General features: G+C 34.4%; 20 protein-coding genes. 4 read left to right on the forward strand and 16 right to left on the reverse strand.

Annotated elements, in window-relative coordinates:
* Positions 1 to 56 precede the first annotated feature (56 nt).
* On the reverse strand, positions 57 to 1,037 hold the full coding sequence (locus MKY13_RS08795) for a hypothetical protein (RefSeq protein WP_339216568.1): 981 nt from the start codon (positions 1,035 to 1,037) through the stop codon (positions 57 to 59).
* A gap of 2 nt (positions 1,038 to 1,039) precedes the next feature.
* On the reverse strand, positions 1,040 to 1,549 hold the full coding sequence (locus tag MKY13_RS08800; RefSeq protein ID WP_339216570.1) for a sigma-70 family RNA polymerase sigma factor: 510 nt from the start codon (positions 1,547 to 1,549) through the stop codon (positions 1,040 to 1,042).
* A 139-nt stretch (positions 1,550 to 1,688) separates the two neighbouring features.
* Here MKY13_RS08800 and MKY13_RS08805 point away from each other — a divergent pair, with 139 nt between their 5' ends.
* Positions 1,689 to 1,910, forward strand: coding sequence for a hypothetical protein (locus MKY13_RS08805; RefSeq protein WP_339216572.1), 222 nt, complete (start codon positions 1,689 to 1,691; stop codon positions 1,908 to 1,910).
* A 195-nt stretch (positions 1,911 to 2,105) separates the two neighbouring features.
* Here MKY13_RS08805 and MKY13_RS08810 read toward each other — a convergent pair whose 3' ends face one another.
* From MKY13_RS08810 to MKY13_RS08820, 3 genes are all read right to left on the reverse strand, one after another.
* Positions 2,106 to 2,348 (reverse strand): hypothetical protein, encoded by a 243-nt coding sequence (locus MKY13_RS08810; protein ID WP_339216574.1) that lies wholly within the window; start codon positions 2,346 to 2,348, stop codon positions 2,106 to 2,108.
* A gap of 310 nt (positions 2,349 to 2,658) precedes the next feature.
* The gene (locus MKY13_RS08815; protein ID WP_339216576.1) at positions 2,659 to 3,966 is read right to left on the reverse strand and encodes a PQQ-dependent sugar dehydrogenase; all 1,308 of its coding nucleotides are present in this window, start codon (positions 3,964 to 3,966) and stop codon (positions 2,659 to 2,661) included.
* Between the two features lie 279 nt (positions 3,967 to 4,245).
* On the reverse strand, positions 4,246 to 5,430 hold the full coding sequence (locus MKY13_RS08820) for an MFS transporter (protein WP_339216578.1): 1,185 nt from the start codon (positions 5,428 to 5,430) through the stop codon (positions 4,246 to 4,248).
* Between the two features lie 441 nt (positions 5,431 to 5,871).
* Between MKY13_RS08820 and MKY13_RS08825 the strand changes: the two genes are divergently transcribed.
* Positions 5,872 to 7,083 carry an ABC transporter permease gene (locus tag MKY13_RS08825; protein ID WP_339216580.1) on the forward strand — a complete coding sequence of 404 codons (1,212 nt, stop codon included), beginning with the start codon at positions 5,872 to 5,874 and terminating at the stop codon, positions 7,081 to 7,083.
* Positions 7,084 to 7,185: 102 nt separating this feature from the next.
* Here MKY13_RS08825 and MKY13_RS08830 read toward each other — a convergent pair whose 3' ends face one another.
* From MKY13_RS08830 to MKY13_RS08865, 8 genes are all read right to left on the reverse strand, one after another.
* Positions 7,186 to 7,758, reverse strand: coding sequence for a histidine phosphatase family protein (locus tag MKY13_RS08830; protein WP_339216583.1), 573 nt, complete (start codon positions 7,756 to 7,758; stop codon positions 7,186 to 7,188).
* 13 nt (positions 7,759 to 7,771) lie between these two features.
* Positions 7,772 to 8,092, reverse strand: a complete 321-nt coding sequence (locus MKY13_RS08835) for a histidine kinase (protein ID WP_339216584.1) — start codon at positions 8,090 to 8,092, stop codon at positions 7,772 to 7,774.
* Between the two features lie 22 nt (positions 8,093 to 8,114).
* Positions 8,115 to 8,600 carry a hypothetical protein gene (locus MKY13_RS08840; protein ID WP_339216585.1) on the reverse strand — a complete coding sequence of 162 codons (486 nt, stop codon included), beginning with the start codon at positions 8,598 to 8,600 and terminating at the stop codon, positions 8,115 to 8,117.
* A 48-nt stretch (positions 8,601 to 8,648) separates the two neighbouring features.
* Complete coding sequence (locus MKY13_RS08845; RefSeq protein ID WP_339216586.1) at positions 8,649 to 8,987, reverse strand: hypothetical protein; 339 nt, start codon at positions 8,985 to 8,987, stop codon at positions 8,649 to 8,651.
* A gap of 45 nt (positions 8,988 to 9,032) precedes the next feature.
* Positions 9,033 to 9,521 carry an NUDIX domain-containing protein gene (locus MKY13_RS08850; protein WP_339216588.1) on the reverse strand — a complete coding sequence of 163 codons (489 nt, stop codon included), beginning with the start codon at positions 9,519 to 9,521 and terminating at the stop codon, positions 9,033 to 9,035.
* Positions 9,522 to 9,533: 12 nt separating this feature from the next.
* Entirely contained in the window at positions 9,534 to 9,890 is a 357-nt protein-coding gene (locus MKY13_RS08855; protein ID WP_339216590.1) for a DUF4260 domain-containing protein, read from the reverse strand.
* A 183-nt stretch (positions 9,891 to 10,073) separates the two neighbouring features.
* Positions 10,074 to 10,613 carry an ATP-dependent exonuclease gene (locus tag MKY13_RS08860; RefSeq protein WP_339216592.1) on the reverse strand — a complete coding sequence of 180 codons (540 nt, stop codon included), beginning with the start codon at positions 10,611 to 10,613 and terminating at the stop codon, positions 10,074 to 10,076.
* 223 nt (positions 10,614 to 10,836) lie between these two features.
* Complete coding sequence (locus MKY13_RS08865; RefSeq protein WP_339216594.1) at positions 10,837 to 11,211, reverse strand: rRNA methyltransferase; 375 nt, start codon at positions 11,209 to 11,211, stop codon at positions 10,837 to 10,839.
* Between the two features lie 498 nt (positions 11,212 to 11,709).
* Here MKY13_RS08865 and MKY13_RS08870 point away from each other — a divergent pair, with 498 nt between their 5' ends.
* Positions 11,710 to 13,086 carry a nucleoside-diphosphate sugar epimerase gene (locus MKY13_RS08870; RefSeq protein ID WP_339216596.1) on the forward strand — a complete coding sequence of 459 codons (1,377 nt, stop codon included), beginning with the start codon at positions 11,710 to 11,712 and terminating at the stop codon, positions 13,084 to 13,086.
* A 317-nt stretch (positions 13,087 to 13,403) separates the two neighbouring features.
* On the opposite strand, the gene MKY13_RS08875 is transcribed toward MKY13_RS08870, so the two are convergent.
* The 3 genes from MKY13_RS08875 to MKY13_RS08885 form a co-directional block, all read right to left on the reverse strand.
* Entirely contained in the window at positions 13,404 to 15,104 is a 1,701-nt protein-coding gene (locus MKY13_RS08875; RefSeq protein WP_339216598.1) for an EAL domain-containing protein, read from the reverse strand.
* A 393-nt stretch (positions 15,105 to 15,497) separates the two neighbouring features.
* Positions 15,498 to 15,650, reverse strand: coding sequence for a transcriptional regulator (locus MKY13_RS08880; protein ID WP_339216600.1), 153 nt, complete (start codon positions 15,648 to 15,650; stop codon positions 15,498 to 15,500).
* A 148-nt stretch (positions 15,651 to 15,798) separates the two neighbouring features.
* On the reverse strand, positions 15,799 to 16,740 hold the full coding sequence (locus MKY13_RS08885) for a tyrosine recombinase XerC (protein WP_339216602.1): 942 nt from the start codon (positions 16,738 to 16,740) through the stop codon (positions 15,799 to 15,801).
* A 275-nt stretch (positions 16,741 to 17,015) separates the two neighbouring features.
* Between MKY13_RS08885 and MKY13_RS08890 the strand changes: the two genes are divergently transcribed.
* A complete protein-coding gene (locus tag MKY13_RS08890) occupies positions 17,016 to 18,428 on the forward strand; it encodes a sugar phosphate isomerase (RefSeq protein ID WP_339216604.1) in 1,413 nt (470 codons plus the stop codon).
* Positions 18,429 to 18,550: the final 122 nt, after the last annotated feature.

Below are 18,550 nucleotides of genomic sequence, written 5' to 3' on the forward strand. Positions count from 1 at the left end.
TCAGTGCCTCTTTACGTCTAAATTTGTATGGATGCCTGGAACTGATAAATCAAAAATTAATTTAAAATCTTTACTTTTCCACTGATTGCATCATCTTCTGTGGAAGTAGAGAAAACTTGGATGAAAAGCTCACTCTCTACAAAGGATGCACCTGTATAATTAATTTCTCCCGTACCATCATCATTTCCGTATGCAGAATTCCAGTGATAACGGTTCCCCTCCGCATCAAAAAGATTAATATTCGGTGAGCGATCAGATGAAAAACCACTATAATAAATGGTTGTAGAAATCGGCGTTGTTACGATCCGATCAATTACAAATTGCTCGTCATTTTGTAATTGTATCGTTTGATGTAAATCATGCACCGTTGTTTCATTTTGGACAGTAAGCTGAGAAGCCTTTATGTCAAATACCCACGGTTGTTCAAGTGTTTCCCCTTCCAGCGTTTTTGTCTCTGCTGTATGCATTTTGTCATACGTAATTTGTACATCAAAATTGGCATCCGCTACTGGCTCAGCTAATGTAATCTCACTATAAATTGCATACATTGCACTGTTTTGTGCAATCGATTGTGCTGATGTACCTTTCGTTTCAACTTTTTCACCATTAATGAGGACAGTAGGCATTAATTGATGTCGATAAGAGAAAACGGTCTCTTCATTTTTATCAAACGTTGCACTAATCATTATTTTATCGTAATTAACAAGCACTTCATTTAATGTTAAATCGCCCATTTCTGTCGTACGGTTTTCACCAATCACTGTTTTGTAAGGTAACCAATCCACTTGTTCAGTTCCTTGCCAATCTTCTAGTAATGCTGCTATGAACGGCATATTGGCAATCGTTTGATGATTCATAGCTAATAAGCCAATTGCCAGAGTAGCTGCTGCAACGCCCATCCCTTTATGGGACTTCACTAATTTTAATTTCTTTTTCACGAGTTTTTGTACACGCTTTTTCTCATAATTGGTAAGCGGTGACACGTCAAATTCACTTAAATTAATATCGACTTCATTTAACTCTTTATAAATGCTCATCTTTACACCCGCCCTTTTAATAATTGATCTTTTAGTTTCTTTCTTGTTCGTGATAATTTATTGTGGACCCAGGATGGTTTCGTTTTAAATTGCTCTGCTATTTCTGTCGTTGATTTCCCTTTAAAATAGTAGCTTTCAAAAATTTGACGTTCTTCAATAGGTAAACTATTCAGCACTATTTGCCAGTCAATTTGTTTAGACTCTAGCAATGGTAAATTATCTTGTAGCTCCGCTGTGGGAACTTGTCGCTCTAATTTTCGTAAAGCATCGATTGCTTTAAATTTCGCAATGGCTGCTACCCAATTTTTGAATGTGTTTTTCTTCGAATCAAAGTCCTCGATATGATACCAAATAGCAATCGTTATATCTGCCATTGTTTCCTCTAATTCTTGAGGTCTACTAGCCAGATATTTGAGCGCAATAGCTTTAATGAGTCCCCCGTATTGTTCAAGTAACAATTTAATGCCTTTTTCTTGTTTGGATTTAATTAATGAAATTATTTTCTCGTCCATATGACACCTCATTTCAAAACGTTTTTCGCGAAAGATCCGTTCACTCTATCATTCGTTTTGAATTTCAAAACCTATCAAAACCTTTTTAAATATTTGATGTATTGCTTATTCCACTTTGAATGTAACAGCTTAATTCTAAATGGAAAAGGTCAGTTTATTACTAATAACGAATCGAGATTTAACCAAAAAAATTCATGTAAGAAGTATTGATGATTCCGCAGAGTACGCTGATGAAGAAGCAGTAAAAGAAATCGGCACTGTAAACGACGCAATCACGGTTTCTTCGGATAGACAGAACCAGCATTCAAATGGAGATACAGTTGTATTGCCAGTAGAGGTCGATGAAAGTAAAACAAATTAAGTAAAAAACGAAAAAGACATTTGAAGTCAAGTCTAGAGGAATCTTAGAATTTAATTATATTTAAAAACACAACCATGTTTTACCATAGCTGTGTTTGAAATGTTAACAATTCATCTTCAAGAATTGCGGCCGATTACTGAATAGTGGTAAATGCAAAAATCAAAAATTACTTATTTTACACTTTTTAAAATTTTATTAGTCGATCCATTTGCCTTCTTTTACAAGTTGGGATTTTAAGACGTTAAAAAGATTGTCATGTACACGTGCATAAGGTTCACCATTCGGTTTTGTTTTGCTAGGGTGCTTTGAAGAATGTTCTATAGTTGTCACATGATGTGGATGTTCTCCATCCTTTACATCTAAGATATAAACTTGAATAGTGTGTGGATCCCTTTGATGAATATTCATTTTCATTCCATAGATCATTTTATTTTCCATATGTATTCTCCCCCTATTAAGTCGGCTTTACTTATATTCTAACATAATTAACCATTTCTCTTATTCAAGAAAATGGCCAATTCAAATCTACAAAAATGCCATTTCACTAATTCTTCCGTACAATCCGGTTCATTCTTACTCTCACTTTTATATCTCCAATCTGCACAGGCAGCAAAAAAGAAACAGGCGTTCATGGAAACCCATGAACGCCTGCTTCTTTAATATTGTCAAGCGCCTTAAGTTAATGACATTGACATAAGGTTGGGTGCTTTTAGAGAATAATAAATTATTCAGCGTCATCGCCTTAAACTTAGTTACCTTCACCTGCTGCAGAAATCTTATAAATCAGACCGCCATCAGTGCTTGCAATAAGCGCGCCATCCTCAGTTACAAGTATATCACGGAAACGTTGGGCTTCTTCAGTTAATAGACGTTCTTCTCCAACGACAAGACCATTTTCAATAATGACACGTACAATATAGTTCGGCGCTAAACCACCGATGAACAAGTTGTTCTGCCATTCAGGAATTGCGTCGTTATCATAGAATGACATACCACTTGGTGCACTTGTGGGATCCCAGTAATATACTGGTTCAACAAAGCCTTGCTCCTCGTGTTCTGAAATACCATCATTTACTAAATCACCAGTGTACTCGATACCATAAGAAACAATTGGCCATCCATAGTTAGAACCTGGTTTAATAATATTCAGTTCATCCCCAGCTTGTGGACCGAATTCAACAATCCATAAGTCTCCTGTTTCAGGGTGGAAGTCGACACCTTGAATATTACGGTGACCGTAGCTGTAAATACCATCTAGTGCATTTTCATTTTCGATAAATGGATTCGTGTCTACTGCTTCTCCATCTTGTGTAATGTGAATTACTTTACCTAAGTAAGCATCTAAGTCTTGTGCACGTTCACGAATTGGATCATCTGAACGTTCCCCAGTTGTTAAAAATAGGTTGCCTTCAACATCAAAGATAATACGTCCACCATAGTGTAAGGCCCCATCATATGCTGGTACTGCTTGGAAGATTACTTCAAAGTCTTCAAGTGAGGCTTCATCTTCTGATAAAACGCCTTTACCGACAGCAGTGACAGTTCCACCTTCAATATTTTGAGAAAACGTCATAAATACTAATCTTGATTCGTCGAAATCAGGTGCAATGGTTACATCAAGTAAACCACCTTGACCTTCGTTATTTACTTCGGGTGTACCTTCGATCGGATCTGAAACAGAGCCATCTTCAAGGTTTATAATAAGAAGTTCTGCTGATTCTCTTTGTGTAACAAGTAAGCGGTTTGTATCAAACTCAACCATCCCCCAAGAAACGCCAAGACCTTCAACAACAACTTCCACATCAAGTTCTGTTTCAGTCACTACTTTAGGTGCTCTTGTTTGTTCTGGAAATGCTGGTTCAAACTTAGTAACTTTTGGTTTAGATTCTGCACTTGTATTTGTATCTGTACTTTCATCAGTGCTTTCTTCTGTTGCAGCATCCGAGTCATCAGTTGATTCTTCGTCTGAAGTATCAGCATTGCCACATGCTGCCAAAGCCAATACAAAGATCAGCATTGTAAAGAACATTAATCTTGACCACGAAACCTTCGTCATTGTTTTTCCTCCCCTTTTCGCATTCACGATTCAACTTGTCCAGCTACTCTATATAATGTTAATTCCTTTACCTTTTCACATCTTGCAGTATTACTAAACATATATACATCAAAGAAATCAACTTTTGTTCCATTTGCTAATGAAATTTAACCATTTATTGAAGCGAATTTTCTGTGAGTATTTTATACTTTTGACAAACGAACAATCTTATCCGGATAATAGCACTTTAACCTTTTGAGACGTTTCTCACTTATTTAGGAAATGCGCAGAAAATCAAGATTAGTCTTTCTGCCCTTTCAAAACTAGCATACATATAGGCGAAATAATTGTTACAATGCCAATGACTGTAAAAGCTATTCCCCAGCTAAATGATTGTAATAAAAAGCCGAATATCATTGGTGAAAAAATGGTCACTGTGAACCCAATAACTGACTGGACTCCTAAAGCTAATCCTATGACATCTGGATCAGAGACGTTTGTTATCGCTACATTATAAATTGGTGAATCTGCGACAATTGAAAAACCATAAATCAAAAGTAATATGAACATGAGGATCATAGGAACAAAATCTAACCAGCCAATCATTAATGAACAGGAAATACTAATAATTAAAAAGAAGTTTGCCACCTTAATATGACCGAACTGATCAGATAGCTTTCCACCTACATATGTTGCAATTCCTCCAACCATGATTACGAGTGCACCTGTAATATTTCCATACCGAATCGCTTCTGTTTGTTCTAATCCTTGAACCCCATAGTAATAAACTAGAAATGGACCGATCCATGCCCACATGGCATATAACTCCCATGAATGGCCTGCATAGCCTGCATTGACGAGAAGATTTTTCTTTTTTAACACTTTTTTTATAACATTCCACTGAAATTTAAGTGAATTCTCCCCGCTTTTTAAATCAGGAATCTTTATATAAATCATTAGCAATGAACCGATAATACTTAAACAGGATGTAATGAATATGACACCTTGCCAGCCAATGAATTCGATTAAAAATCCGGAAACGAGCAATGAAAATCCGGAACCTACCACTAATGAGCCTACATATATTCCTACTGCCTCGCCTCTTTTATTTACAGGAAATAAATCAGTTAAAATCCTCATTCCCGGCACATAGATACCTGCTATACCAATCCCGGAAATCATTCTTAATAACAAGGTCAACCAAAATCCTTCAGCCACAACGGCAAAAGCAATTCCTGAAAGGCCAGCTATTAATGCTCCAATTACAATAAAGTACTTAGGGTTATATTTATCTATCAATAGACTATAAAATATAATTGCTCCGACATAACCAATATGAAAAAAGGCAATAATAATCCCTGATTGTGAAGAAGTTAGTCCCCATTCATCTTCAATTACAGGCATAACGGCTGAGAAATTGAACCATATTTGCATCGCCAAAAACTGTACAATTGAAATACCCCATAATATTTTACTTTTGTTCAAATAGGTAATGCTCCTTTCGCATCAATCATGGGCTTAACCTCAGAAAGAATGCTCCTATTAACTGTTTTGTATCCTTCGTCGACATTTCAGAACTTTAGTATGTAATTATATGTTATAATTTGGAAGATTAATATAGGCAGAAGTAAATTAATACCATACCGCGCTACTTGTTATCTTATCAAAGAATCGAAACACCCCGTTATAAATATGGGCTTTTAAAAATGACGTCTTTTGCCCTTCAATACAATACTTATATACCATATAATTGTAAAATTTAGAAATTTTAATTATTCTATTATTTATAACGAACTTATAAAAAATAAATAGAAAGTGAGATGCGTATCTATTTAACACAACAAGAAGAGACTTTGCCTTACCTACTACATACCGTTTAAATAAATTTTTTAGGGGTAGTTGGTTTAGCATCTTAGGGGGAACATTATGCGAGAATATTTAAAAATAGAATTTAAGCAATTTTTTATGAATAAGAAAAACATATTCATCTACATACTTTTAACATTTGCTGCGTTTTTTTACGCGTATAAAGTAGCTCCTGCCTACGATCCGATAGAAAAGGTAGATCGTGAAGAAATCGAAGCACGTTATTTAACACGACAAGAGTTTATTGTTGACATCGAGAAACGAGGTTTTGAAGATATTCATCCTATGACAATAATGGCCTACCATACGTTCAGTGAAGTCAATCCATTAGACAAAGCTAGATTAGACACACTGGATACAGGCGATTTGAAAAAATATGCCGAGGTAACGAGTGAATGGTACTTCTTAACAAATTATATGACCTATTATAATGAGCATATCACGTACAACTCACGCTACTATATGTCACAACGAGAATTGGCATTTGATCGAGGCTTTTATAATTCGCTAGAGCAATATGCACGTTACGGGGCTTTCGCCAAAGCAGATTATGAGTTATCCATTAACCAGTTTGAACAACGCACCGCATTACAGACGGTTGAGCGCTTATTAAACGGCCCATTGTCAATTATATTAATTACTTGTGCCTTACTATTGGCAATCGATGTTGTGTTAAAAGACCGCCTTCATCCTTCCGTTTTAAAGGGCTTTCCTTTAACCGACTGGAAAAAGCTGCTTTCGAAAATGTTCGTTGCTTATATTGGAAGTCTGGCATTGTTTCTCCCGTTACTTGTAGGCTTTGTTGTAATCGGTATGCGCTCAGGCTTTGGTCATTTTCAGCTACCTTCCCCCGTCTTTACAAACATATCGGAATGGCAACAAGTAGGCAGTTTTGACATGATGACACTTGGTACATTTTTAGCACAATCACTTGCACTTATTTTGATGTGGTTCCTCGTTGTTATAGCGGTTGTAATACTGTGCAGCGTGTTATTCCGTCATGAAATGGTGAATTTAGCTGTCGGTACCCTTTTAATTTTTGGTGAAAGGTTTTATTTGAGTCGTAATGTCGGTTATTTTTGGGATATTGAAAACGTTCCAACATCTTATATTCAAGTTGGAAGGATCGTTTCAAAACAATATAACTTTTTCTTAGCAAGTGAATCATTAGATTATATCTTAGGACTACAATTATTAGCGATTTCAGTTGCTATTGTACTTATTATTACTCTGCTCATTGCAAAAAATAAACGATTTATGCTCATAAAATAAAAAAAGAACTATAGGGTCCACAAAAAAAATTGCACTTACATTTGTTAGATTTAAACAAGTGTAAGTGCAGTTTAATTTTCAGCTTATCAGGATTTATAATATTTAGCTTTCTTCCCATAACCTAACAGTATTTAGTAATTGATTGCTTTCACTAATAGAGAGCTTATAAATGTCAGGCTTTGTTGTAGACTTCCAAAAATTAAAATCATAAGTACGATCGAAGTGATGCATAATATTCGTCATTATATTTCCATGAATTCCTATGACAATCTTTTTCCCTTTATATTTATGTAACAGTTCATTTAGAGCTGCAAGTCCGCGCTCCTTCACCTCATTGCATGATTCCCCGCCCGGATAAGAGAAATCTGGATTTTCCATTGAATATTTAAACGCTTCGACTGGATCCTCAAATATGTAGTCGGCAGCAGCTAAACAACCTTCTCTAAAACGGTAATCCTTTTCAATTTCTTTATTAATCAATTTCGATAAACTTTCTACAGTTTGAATTGCTCTTACATATGAGCTGGATACGATATGATCAATGGATTCCGAACTTAATATTTCTTTTACTTTTTCAGCATCTTTTCTACCTTTATCAGATAAGCCTCTAAATTCTTCGTTTTCTATATCAAAAACTGAATGGGCGTGTCTTACAAGATATATTTCCGTATTCATTCTATAATTTCTCCTAATCGTTCAAATTTCTATTGTAAAGATCAGTAAGGTCTTTTATATAATATAAAGTGAAATCGTCCGTTATATCTACTTCAAAGAAATATAGCGTTTCGGTTGCTACATCAATAATTTCTATTTCAAAAAGCCCCATTCCAAAGCGATAGTTGATTTCTTTTGGTTCCAAATTTTCTTTATTTATATCGTAATTAGTTTCAATATTATTTTCTGCATAGAAGTATGCGACTGCTTCTTTGGATTTTGAATTAAAATAATAGTTACTAATAAAAATAACTAATATGCAAAATAGGACATTCAATAAAATTATTTTTTTCATACCCTCCTCCCAATTATGGCTGCTATGTACGCTCGTTCTTGTTTAACATAACAGCTAGACCTTTCTCTTTTACTTGGAGTACATAACATACTTGCTCGTTCATTTTACTAAAAGCCACATTATATTTCGTTAGGTCAATTAAATCTCGATAAGCATTGGGAAGGTCGGTTGTTAAGTGCAGATGTTCAGGTTGATATGGAAAGGGATCATAGGGATTTGGTGAATGTATATATACAGCGTCATATTCTGGGTATGTATCGTTTAACGTAATCCATGCTTGATAAGGTTTCTGAAACGATTCCAACTGTTCAAGCACACGGTCCAACAGCGCTAAATGCCCTTTAATATGCTCCCTTCTTTGTTTCCCACTATCTTTCCCATACCCATAAAAATCTAAATGGTGATGCGTATAGGCGAACCACATGTCTTCTTCAAGGTCTAAATCATACCTATCTATTTTCGACCACATATTACGAAAGTAGCGGCGTTTTCCTCTGAATTTTTTCAAATGTATCCCCCTTTTATGTTCAAAAAGCCATTCACTCTTTTTTAACACTTAAAGTTCTCCTACTAATGTTTTCGCAAATGTAGATGGAAAAAACACTACTTCATATTGTCCTTCTAGCGCCTGCTTCACTTTTTTCGTTAGTTCAGTACCACGATCATTATGCTGTTGCTCCAGCATAACGCCACTTGGCACAATACCGTCGTTTTCCCAGTCAATCCATTTACCATAGTCATAGATCCATTCCTGCAGATCCTGCTTTAATCCTTTTGATAATGAAAAATCATCTATATCTAAATTTGTAAGACATCGGTCACACCATAATGGATCAGCACTAATATCTGCCTGCACTCTTAGTTTTTTTAATTTATGACTTCCACAATATTGCATAGGTGAAATCTCTCCTTTTACTTGTTTCCCATCACTAATTATGAATCAAAGTAATGTTATCGCATCCTCTAAAATTAGTTTTGTAAGTTCATGGTCATTAATAACAAAAGGCACCTCAGTTGGTTTAACCCATATGCGCGTATTTGATTCGTGTTCACGGAAAAATGGGAAACATTCATTTACGTCCATTCTATAAAAAGCTTGATAACCGATCATAGGGTATTTTCCATTTGGATTAAATGATGGATTTTCTTCATGACTCACTTCAATTGAACCTATGTATTGAATTTTTCCGTTCACATACCCTTCTTCATACGTTTCTCGCAAAATAGCTTCTTCTATTTTTTCTCCCGCTTCCAAGTGCCCCCCTGGAAAATTAAAACCTCTGTGTTTAATATCTACTAATAAGATATTGTCATCCTTTATACAAATGGAATGTACACTTGTTACTTTAATAGATTGATTTATTTCCATTCCAGGAATCCATGTAAGCTTCACTTTATTTCCACCCCAGTTAACATAAACTGTCTTCATTTAAAAACCTCCTCAAATACGATTAAGATGAGTATCTTGAAATTTAGTTGGATATTTTAATCCAAGACCAAACATTCTATCCATTCCGATATGGGCTATCCAAATTAGGCAAATCATTATAATACGATCGCTATGTAGTAACAATCCGCAGATCGTTAATATTAATGGGATCGAGTATGTATGAAATAAATTATACAGTATGGAACCAACCTGAACGTTTTTTATGTAACCAAGTGCTGAAATGTCTGGAGCTAACAATAAAATTAGAAAAATGCCCCAACTAAATTGCAGATGGAAGTAAAAATAAACGCTTAAAGTAAAAACAGCAAACCCCTCCACTTGCAAAATAAATTTATTCAAATACGCCATCCTCCCTTAGAATTAGTAGTGTAAACAATCATTCTCCTCAATAATGACTATGGTTGTATTGAGTATAGATAATCAATTTAAAAGTAAAAAAGTTTAGCATCAACAAAGGCTAAACTTTTTTTACTTATTTAATTAGCTAATTTTATGCTGGCTTTCTGAACTACTCCACAAGCCAATGTTCTTCTATTTCTTCTCATACTCATCATAAGGGACATTTTTCTTGTTGGCCATTTGATAAATGAAAATCGATGCCATTTCTTTATCTTCTTTAACGATCAGCTCGTTACCCGATTTATCGGTAAACTTATAGTTGCCAATCGCTCCCGGTACGTATTCTAGTGCAACTTTATCGATTACATCCCATTCCATTTTCTGCGAACCGATTAATTGTTTTTTATACACAACATTTTCGTTAATAGCTGTATATGTTTCTGTTGAACTATATAATGTAACAAATCCTAAAATCAAAACTCCAAAACTTATAATGTATGTGATTGTTTGACGCTTCCAGCTAAGAATAGCAAAGCCTGTAGCTAAAATCGCAAAACCAGCCAAAATAACCATTACATTCGTTTTAAATGAATATATATAAAAGTTTGAGCGATCTGTTAAAAATAAGTCTGGAACTGTCATCGGTACAAAGATAGCAAAAAGTGGTGAAATAATTATACAAGTAATCGCCATCAATGCAAAAATTAATCTTGGTGAATATTTTTTTAACATGGTCTTCCCCCTATAAAATTTTACTGATTTTCCATAGTCTATAAGACTGTGAGAGCTAAAGGTCACACAATCACAACAATGGTATGAAATAATTATAAAATAAATTGTAAAATTTTTCAATATTTTCAATAAATATAGAGGCGTGAGTGTTTTATCCTCCTATTTTAAACAAAAAACCAGTGTCAAATAAGATTGACACTGGTTTTGTTCTTGTATTACAGGATTAAATTTCGACGCGGTATCTCCAATGTGAATGCTTTACGTCCTCGAAGTTGATATAAGCAACGCTTGCCTCTATGACATCATTTAAATTGAGTTCATGATCTTTGGCAAAGTTTTTTAGGCTCTCAAGCAATTCTTTATCACATGTCGTTCGAAATTCAGTCCGGTCTTTCGGACGGTTCTGTTTATTGAATACAACAGTTCCCGCTTCTATTAAATTGCTATAGCCATTTTCGAGTAAATATCCAATGTGGGTATCGTATCTTTCGGCCAATTGCTTTAAGTTATTTAAAATTTCCGCGCTTATACGTGTTTTGTAGCGTACTCTTGTTTCATCTGTTGTTTGAATGAGCTTACCGTTATGTAGCTTCCACATTGTCATTCTCCTATCAAAATATAGATATTATCATTATATCCGATGTCCAACAAAATAAAACACTCCTTATGGGATAAGGAGTGTAAAACGTAAAGTTGCGATCGGTAATGCATATTTAGTTTGAAGGTTTTCTTACGATAGTTTAACATTAAATACTACGTGTGAGCTGAAATTTTCAATGGTATATCTCAATTCGTGTATGCATTTCGCTCGCCTAATTTGGTTGGCATCTTTCGAGAATCTTCGTTAAAGCATTTGGTCCATTAATTGCCTGTAACACTTCTTTAAATATTACTAAAAAACGCATACAACGAAGTTAATAGAAATCATAATTATCTAACTCTAAACTAGTGGTTAATTATTTACTCTTCTTAATGATCGCAACTTTACTTACTAGTAATATACCACCTCCAATAATAATTAAACCTCTTTATAACACTTTTTCTTTCAATTTTTTTATGTTTCAAGTATATAATGTAGGAACGGAGGTGTCTTATAATGATTAAAATTAAGAAAATAGAATTTATGAAAGTACTATATGATGATGCATTGGCACAAAATATATTTTCTATTGCTAATATTACGTTTTCAAACCGAAATCCAATTAATGGGGCCCTCCTCTACTGGCAGCAAAATCAATCCGAAGAACTATATACAAAAGAAGGCGACTATAAGTTTTTTTATGATTTAGCAAAAGCACAATATTTTGCAGCGGTGAAATTCCCGAAAGACAGTAATTTAACTCGTGAAGAGCGCCAGGAACTTGCCTATTTATTATTGGAAGAGCGCGGAGCAATCGGAACTTACAGCTTTGTATCCACAAAGCCTAAAAAGCTCTTACATGTTAAAGATGCTTTCGAGTCTATTAATTTTCCGTCTGATTTTTCAGTCGCGGATTTTAACGATATTGCAGTAATTAAAAAAATCGAATCGCATGATGAAACACTTTATGAAGAGCTGCCTTATAACCGGACGTTTGTGGAATCCTATTTAGAATGGTGCCGATTAGCGGTGCAAAAGCATCCTTCAAAACTGACAGCTTACTTGCAATACTTACCGTTTTCGTATGTTTGCTATAGTAATGCGTTGTTATCCGAGCAATTTGTAATTGATTATTTACCGGAAGTGGATTTGGAAGCACTTCAATATAATAAACCAGTACTTGCAAGGCTTACGATGTCATTTAAACGATATTTAATTACAACTTTAATGGAAAATAAAAAGCGCATTCATCCTGATTTTGTCGATCAATTAGATGATTTTATTGAAAGTAATGCTTTTTACAGCTCCTATGATGTCGTTTATCTTCCGGAGGCTGATGAGATTCCAGATATGGATTTACAGTATTTCGAATATGACCGTGGACCGTATAAGTGGTCTGGCAGTGAACATCTAGTAAAAGGTATTCCTTCGCTAGTGAGCCAGCAGTATAATTCCTACGGGGATAAACGTTTAACAAACGCGGAAATGGATAAGAAGTTAATGGCCTATAATCCACAGCAAAAGCAATTATTTATGGCTATTGCCGAACTCCATTGGTTAAACAAATATAAAAATGAGCTGGATTGGTCATATATTTGCCAATATAATGTACATTTAAATGAGCAGTTTTTAACTGCCCATATACAATATGTTGATTTTGACGCTCTCGGACTTAATACAGATATCGCAGTTAATGTCGAATTCTTATCAACGTATTTACACCGTTTTAACCATCAAAAAGCGGTCCCTTTAATTATTTGTCATTTAACCGAGCAGTTTTATTTAACGCATAAAGATGATATTAAAGTTGATATTGATTTATTGTACAAATATATGGATTGTATCGATGAAGAGGAATTTTTGCGGATTGAAAACTATTTAATTGACTATTAGAATAACGTATTTGGTGTGAAATATATAATTAGAGGCTTCGACGTAAGTAGAAATTTCTATGTAATAGGGAAATACTTTTAATAAGAAATTGATATTATATGAATTGATTGGAGTGAAGGGGCGACTCCTGGGGGAACAGCAAAATTTATTTTGCGACGAGTAACCGCAGGAGCACCGACGCCTGAGACTACAGGCTCAGGCCGTGCCCCCGGAAAGCGTCCCCGTAACGGAAATCAATTCTCACAGAAGCAGAAAACTATCTATTTTTTCTTTGAAAAAATAGATAGTTTTCTTTTTGTCCCAACCCCGTATTATTGCTATACATTTTGAATTTGTTTTGAAAAGTCCTTGAGGGTTAAAGGCTGATTAAAATAAAGACCTTGCCCATATTGACAGTTGAGCTCCTTTAAAATCGCCAAATCTTCCCCATTTTCAATATTATTAGCTACCACTTCTAATTCCAGGGCATTTGCTAATGAAATAATGGCAGCTACCATTTTCGCATTTGCCGGTACTAAATTTAATTCGTGAGTGAATGAGTGATCGATTTTTAATGTATTAATGGGAATTTCTCTTAAATAGTTTAAAGACGAATAACCTGTACCGAAATCATCTATTGAAATGGTAATCCCTTTATCATGCAGTTTGTTAATTTTATCAATGAGATGGATATCTTTATCGAGCATTCCGAGCTCAGATATTTCAATTTCTAAATGATGCGGTGCAAGACTTAACTGTTCCAGCATCGTTGTTAAATCATTAATGAAATTCGATTCTTTTATTGTCTCAATTGACAGATTGATGGCAATTTTAAAGTTGTCATCTACAAACGGCTTAAATTCAGCAAGTTGCATAATTGCATTTCGCAATACCCAATGATCGATTTGTGTGATTAATCCGCATTGTGAAGCAAAAGGTAAGATTTCTTCCTGATTCATCACGCCAATTTCTTCATCAATCCATTGGACCATCACTTCGGCTCCGATAATATTATTTTTATGTAAATGGTAGATGGGATCATACTGCAGAGCAAATTTATTTTCTCTCAATGCTTTATGCAATTTTGTTTCCAATACTAAAAACTGATCATTCGTATTGGGCATTTCTTTTTTATAGACGATATAACTGTTTCCCTTTTTAGCTTTTGCCGCATACATCGCAATGTCTGCAGTTTTGAGTAATTTTGCAGCACTTTCCCCATGTTCAGGATAAATACTGATGCCTAAACTTACGCTTGCATAAAATTCGTAATCCTCTAAGACGAAACTGTCTTTAAATACATCCAATATTTTAGCTGCCATTTCATGCACTAATGTAACGTCTTCTAATATATATACAAACTCATCGCCGTTCATTCGATAAAATGAATTGGACTGGATATCGATTTCTGTTAAACGTCTTGCTAATTCTTTTAAAAACATATCCCCGATTTTGTGTCCTAAACTATCATTTATGTTTTTAAAACGATTAACATCAAAAAAACATACAGCAAATTCTTTATTATGACGCAGACTAGTTGAAATTTCATGTTCGATTCGTTTAGATAGACTGCGACGATTAGGTAATCCTGTTAAATCATCATGATAGGCAATATGGGCAATCTTTTTAATATTTTTTTGTGCGGTAATGTCTGTACGAATGGAAATATATCGTTCAGGTTTTCCGTTCTCCCCCAAAAAAGGAACAATCGTAGTTTTTACCCAATATAATGATCCATCTTTTGCACGATTACATACCTCGCCTTGCCAAGTATCACCATTTCCTATTGTTCGCCACATTTCTTTGAAAAAAGATTTTGCATGGAAACCTGAATTTAAAATACGATGATCTTCTCCAATTAATTCCTCTCGAGAATATTTGGAAATCTCGCAAAACTGATCGTTAACCTTCTGTATAATACCCCGCTGATCCGTTACAGCTACAATTGCTGTCTTATCCAATGCAGCTTTTAAATCAACAAGTTGTTCATATGTAAAATCAATCGAAGTTAGTGCTTTAGAGTCCGATGCTCCATGCATAGAAACCTCTCCATTCTGTTCGTTAGAATAACTATATTTTCTATTGATAAAATTATAAATCTAAATACTATATTTAGCTAACTTTTTATGTAAACGTAGACATTTTAAAAATAGTTAATTACGCATAATTCACAATTTTATCATAATTACATAGTCTAAAAACAATCTCATTAAAAGATTTTTGTTGATACTATAGTAATGAAAATCTATTTCATTTAATAGATAAATATATTTATATTGAAATAATAATACAAAAAATAAACCAATCTATATATGTATAGACTGATTTATTGGGAGCTATGAAATTGTTGTATGTTGATTTTCTCATCTGTGGTGATGAGTGAATGCTTTACAAATGGAAGGTAAAGTTGGTTCAATGCTGGTTGTATGATATTATCTCATCTCCTGTTGAATTGCGTAATTGTTATACGCAAGTAATTGCTGTGGTGAAAGCTGATTTACAAAATAACGGAAATTTACTGGCTCAAGCCCAAACTGTTCACACTTTTCTACATATACGGAATAACCTTGTTCATAATAAATCATAATTTATCCTCCTTTGTACTATAACAGCTATTATTTTATGAATTAACTATATAACAGTTCTGTTGTGAATGTCAACGAATTTTCTGAATTTAAGCAAATAAAAAACTACAAAAATGATTTTGTAGTTTAGTTTACATAATATAATTATTTATAAATTATTGAAAGGATTGTTTTTTAGTACTTCTTGTATTTGCTCATCTTCTATATGGGTATAAATTTGAGTTGTTGCAACACTGGAGTGTCCCAATATGTGCTGAAGGCTTCGTATATCTGCACCTGCTTTATACATCATTGTGGCAGAAGTATGCCGTAGCTTATGTGGTGTTAAGCGGTCTTTTGGTGAATCGCTGTTTGCATTAATGGCTTTAACGATCCGGGCAATGGATTGTCTGGCAAACCGAGTTCCCTTTTGTGAAACGAATAACGGCTCTTTCCCATCACCTTTATATGTATTGCGTTCGAGTAAATATTTTTCGAGCGCTTTCATGCAGGCATCATTTAAGTATACATGGCGCTCTTTGTTCCCTTTACCAATCACGGTTAGCTTACGGTCATGAATCGAATCTAAATTTAGAGAACATAACTCTGAAACCCGTAACCCCAGATTCAAGAAAAATACCATCATACATTCATCGCGTGCACTATACGACTGCGCATGAACCGCCCCGATAAAATCCTTTGCTTCATTATAATTTAAATAAACCGGCGATCTTTTACCTATTTTAGGTGTTTCTAGTTGTTCGGCAGGATTTTCATCAATAAGCCGGCGCTTTCCTTTTAAATATTTGAAAAAGGTTTTTAATGTCGCAACTTTACGAGCGCGGGCTGCAGAAGAATTTCCACGCTGAACTTCACAATACTCCATAAATAAATATAAATCTTCCAAAGAAACTTCCTTCATCATTTCTATCGTTACATCTGAAATATCGATCGTATGTATTAAATCCAATTGTATATCGTGTTCAATTGCTTTTAAAAAGCGCATAAATAAAACTAGTTCATATTCATATTCTTTACGGGTTCTTGGGGACTTGCCCGTAATGGTCGTTAAGTAAATTAAAAAATCTCGCAAAAATTTAGGTATTGCCATTTCCCGTATTCATCCTCTCTTCGCTATAATTATAGCACAAATAATGTTCCCAAATATGTATTTGGGAACATTATTGGATAAATACATCTATTTTGCCGGATTTACGCCCAAAAACAGAACAAATGTTCCTAGTTTGTAATTTCGCTCTCAGACGAAGTGAAATATATCGTTGTGGATAGTTGTCCATCTCAAATCGTCTGAGAGCGTTTTTGAAAACTAGGTTTTTGGTTAGTATTTTTTAGATATTGGGAATATAAAGTCTAGGAGGTGAAACGATGAATACGCAAAAAACCCATTACGTCTTTTATTATCCATTTAACTATCGTCAATATCATTTTGAAAAATTTGAGCAATTATTGAAGCAACATCATTTTTATCATTTTAAAATGGATTATGAAAATGATCTTTATGGAACAGATGTCGAAATTTCTCACCAATTATTAAAGCAATTTTATTACCCGTTCGTAGAAGAAAAGTTATTAAATGATGACGTTTCTCATCTCCACTTTAACCGCTACTCGAAAAAGATTCAGGAGCAAGGCGTGATGGTCACACAATTTGATGAAATTCCTTTTACTTTGTTGAGTGCTGACATTAACCTCTGTCCATTCGGCATTGGAATTGCAGCTTTAAGAATAGAATTGGAAGAGGAAATAGATATTAATGCAGCGATATCATTTGGACACTATTTTCGCGTACTACAGCCGAAAATTGATGAAGAAATGGGCGCTACGATTCATTATGAAGATTTTACGTTTGAAAACACGGAGGAATTGATATTTAAGAAGATTGCCCCTTTTTTAGAAAAGTTTTTTGTTGATTATTCGGCAATTCATAAAAATATTAGCAAAATACCATTTTTTGAAGATGAACGTATGTATGTAAGCGCATTTTTTCAATTTGACGAAGATACAAAAATCGATGAATTTCTACTATACCGTGCCGGTCAGCTGAATGGGCGTGATAGTAATGGAGATCCGTATATATCTAGTACGAATGAGGAATATATAAAGCGTTTTATTGATGAGCATACTTACCAACGCTGGGCACCAAGATTTTATACAATCACAACACTTCAAGGCCACATCCAATTAACAAATGTCGATAATGAAAGTATGAAGAAATATCTCGGCAGTTTCCATTCGATTTCCTATTATACTTTGCTTATTCATTATTTTTATAAGCTCATGCTATTGAAGTTAATATTTGAGCATAGTGAATTGAAATTTTCGAAGGATAAAGATATTGTGGAGGAACTAATAGAACAAATAACAAAGTTTGCTTCCCGGTATTATTTTACCGAAGTATCGGTACGTACGGAAGGAAAGGAAATATCGAATTATTTCCGGAAAGTGTTTCGTATAGACGGGCTGTACCATGAAACAAAGGAAACGCTGGAGGAACTTTATCGTATTCAGGAAGATCGATCAGCTGATAGATTAAACAAGTTAATTTTTATTTTAACAATTTTCAGTATGATTTCCGGTATATATGGCATGAACTTAGTCATTGAAATGTTAGGAGAGCCTATCCAACTGTCTGATATAGTAGGCTTCACATTATTTGAATGGATAGCATTAATACTAGCTATGCTGGGGTTATTCACAATGGCAGCTCTAATCATCAATCAGCTGTTCAACTTTACAACGAGCATCTACGGAAAACTACAAAGAAAACGACAGCGGTAAATTAAAAGATGGGATAAAGTAACAGTCATAAAGACGCTACTCTATCCCATCTTTTTATTGCTACATCATAAAAAAACGATACAAGAAAAAGGCTATAATTAAAAACAAAGCTAGTTTCAGTA

It is taken from the genome of Solibacillus sp. FSL W8-0372 (genome assembly GCF_037969735.1).
Lineage (GTDB): Bacteria > Bacillota > Bacilli > Bacillales_A > Planococcaceae > Solibacillus > Solibacillus faecavium.

Coding starts and splice junctions, on each gene's coding strand:
- MKY13_RS08885 (WP_339216602.1), bottom strand. CDS start 16,740: ATGGCAATACCTAAATTTTTGCGAGATTTTTTAATTTACTTAACGACC.
- MKY13_RS08835 (WP_339216584.1), bottom strand. CDS start 8,092: ATGAAAAAAATAATTTTATTGAATGTCCTATTTTGCATATTAGTTATT.
- MKY13_RS08870 (WP_339216596.1), top strand. CDS start 11,710: ATGATTAAAATTAAGAAAATAGAATTTATGAAAGTACTATATGATGAT.
- MKY13_RS08875 (WP_339216598.1), bottom strand. CDS start 15,104: ATGCATGGAGCATCGGACTCTAAAGCACTAACTTCGATTGATTTTACA.
- MKY13_RS08890 (WP_339216604.1), top strand. CDS start 17,016: ATGAATACGCAAAAAACCCATTACGTCTTTTATTATCCATTTAACTAT.
- MKY13_RS08860 (WP_339216592.1), bottom strand. CDS start 10,613: ATGTTAAAAAAATATTCACCAAGATTAATTTTTGCATTGATGGCGATT.
- MKY13_RS08865 (WP_339216594.1), bottom strand. CDS start 11,211: ATGTGGAAGCTACATAACGGTAAGCTCATTCAAACAACAGATGAAACA.
- MKY13_RS08845 (WP_339216586.1), bottom strand. CDS start 8,987: ATGCAATATTGTGGAAGTCATAAATTAAAAAAACTAAGAGTGCAGGCA.
- MKY13_RS08800 (WP_339216570.1), bottom strand. CDS start 1,549: ATGGACGAGAAAATAATTTCATTAATTAAATCCAAACAAGAAAAAGGC.
- MKY13_RS08810 (WP_339216574.1), bottom strand. CDS start 2,348: ATGGAAAATAAAATGATCTATGGAATGAAAATGAATATTCATCAAAGG.
- MKY13_RS08850 (WP_339216588.1), bottom strand. CDS start 9,521: ATGAAGACAGTTTATGTTAACTGGGGTGGAAATAAAGTGAAGCTTACA.
- MKY13_RS08815 (WP_339216576.1), bottom strand. CDS start 3,966: ATGACGAAGGTTTCGTGGTCAAGATTAATGTTCTTTACAATGCTGATC.
- MKY13_RS08825 (WP_339216580.1), top strand. CDS start 5,872: ATGCGAGAATATTTAAAAATAGAATTTAAGCAATTTTTTATGAATAAG.
- MKY13_RS08855 (WP_339216590.1), bottom strand. CDS start 9,890: ATGGCGTATTTGAATAAATTTATTTTGCAAGTGGAGGGGTTTGCTGTT.
- MKY13_RS08795 (WP_339216568.1), bottom strand. CDS start 1,037: ATGAGCATTTATAAAGAGTTAAATGAAGTCGATATTAATTTAAGTGAA.
- MKY13_RS08830 (WP_339216583.1), bottom strand. CDS start 7,758: ATGAATACGGAAATATATCTTGTAAGACACGCCCATTCAGTTTTTGAT.
- MKY13_RS08805 (WP_339216572.1), top strand. CDS start 1,689: ATGGAAAAGGTCAGTTTATTACTAATAACGAATCGAGATTTAACCAAA.
- MKY13_RS08880 (WP_339216600.1), bottom strand. CDS start 15,650: ATGATTTATTATGAACAAGGTTATTCCGTATATGTAGAAAAGTGTGAA.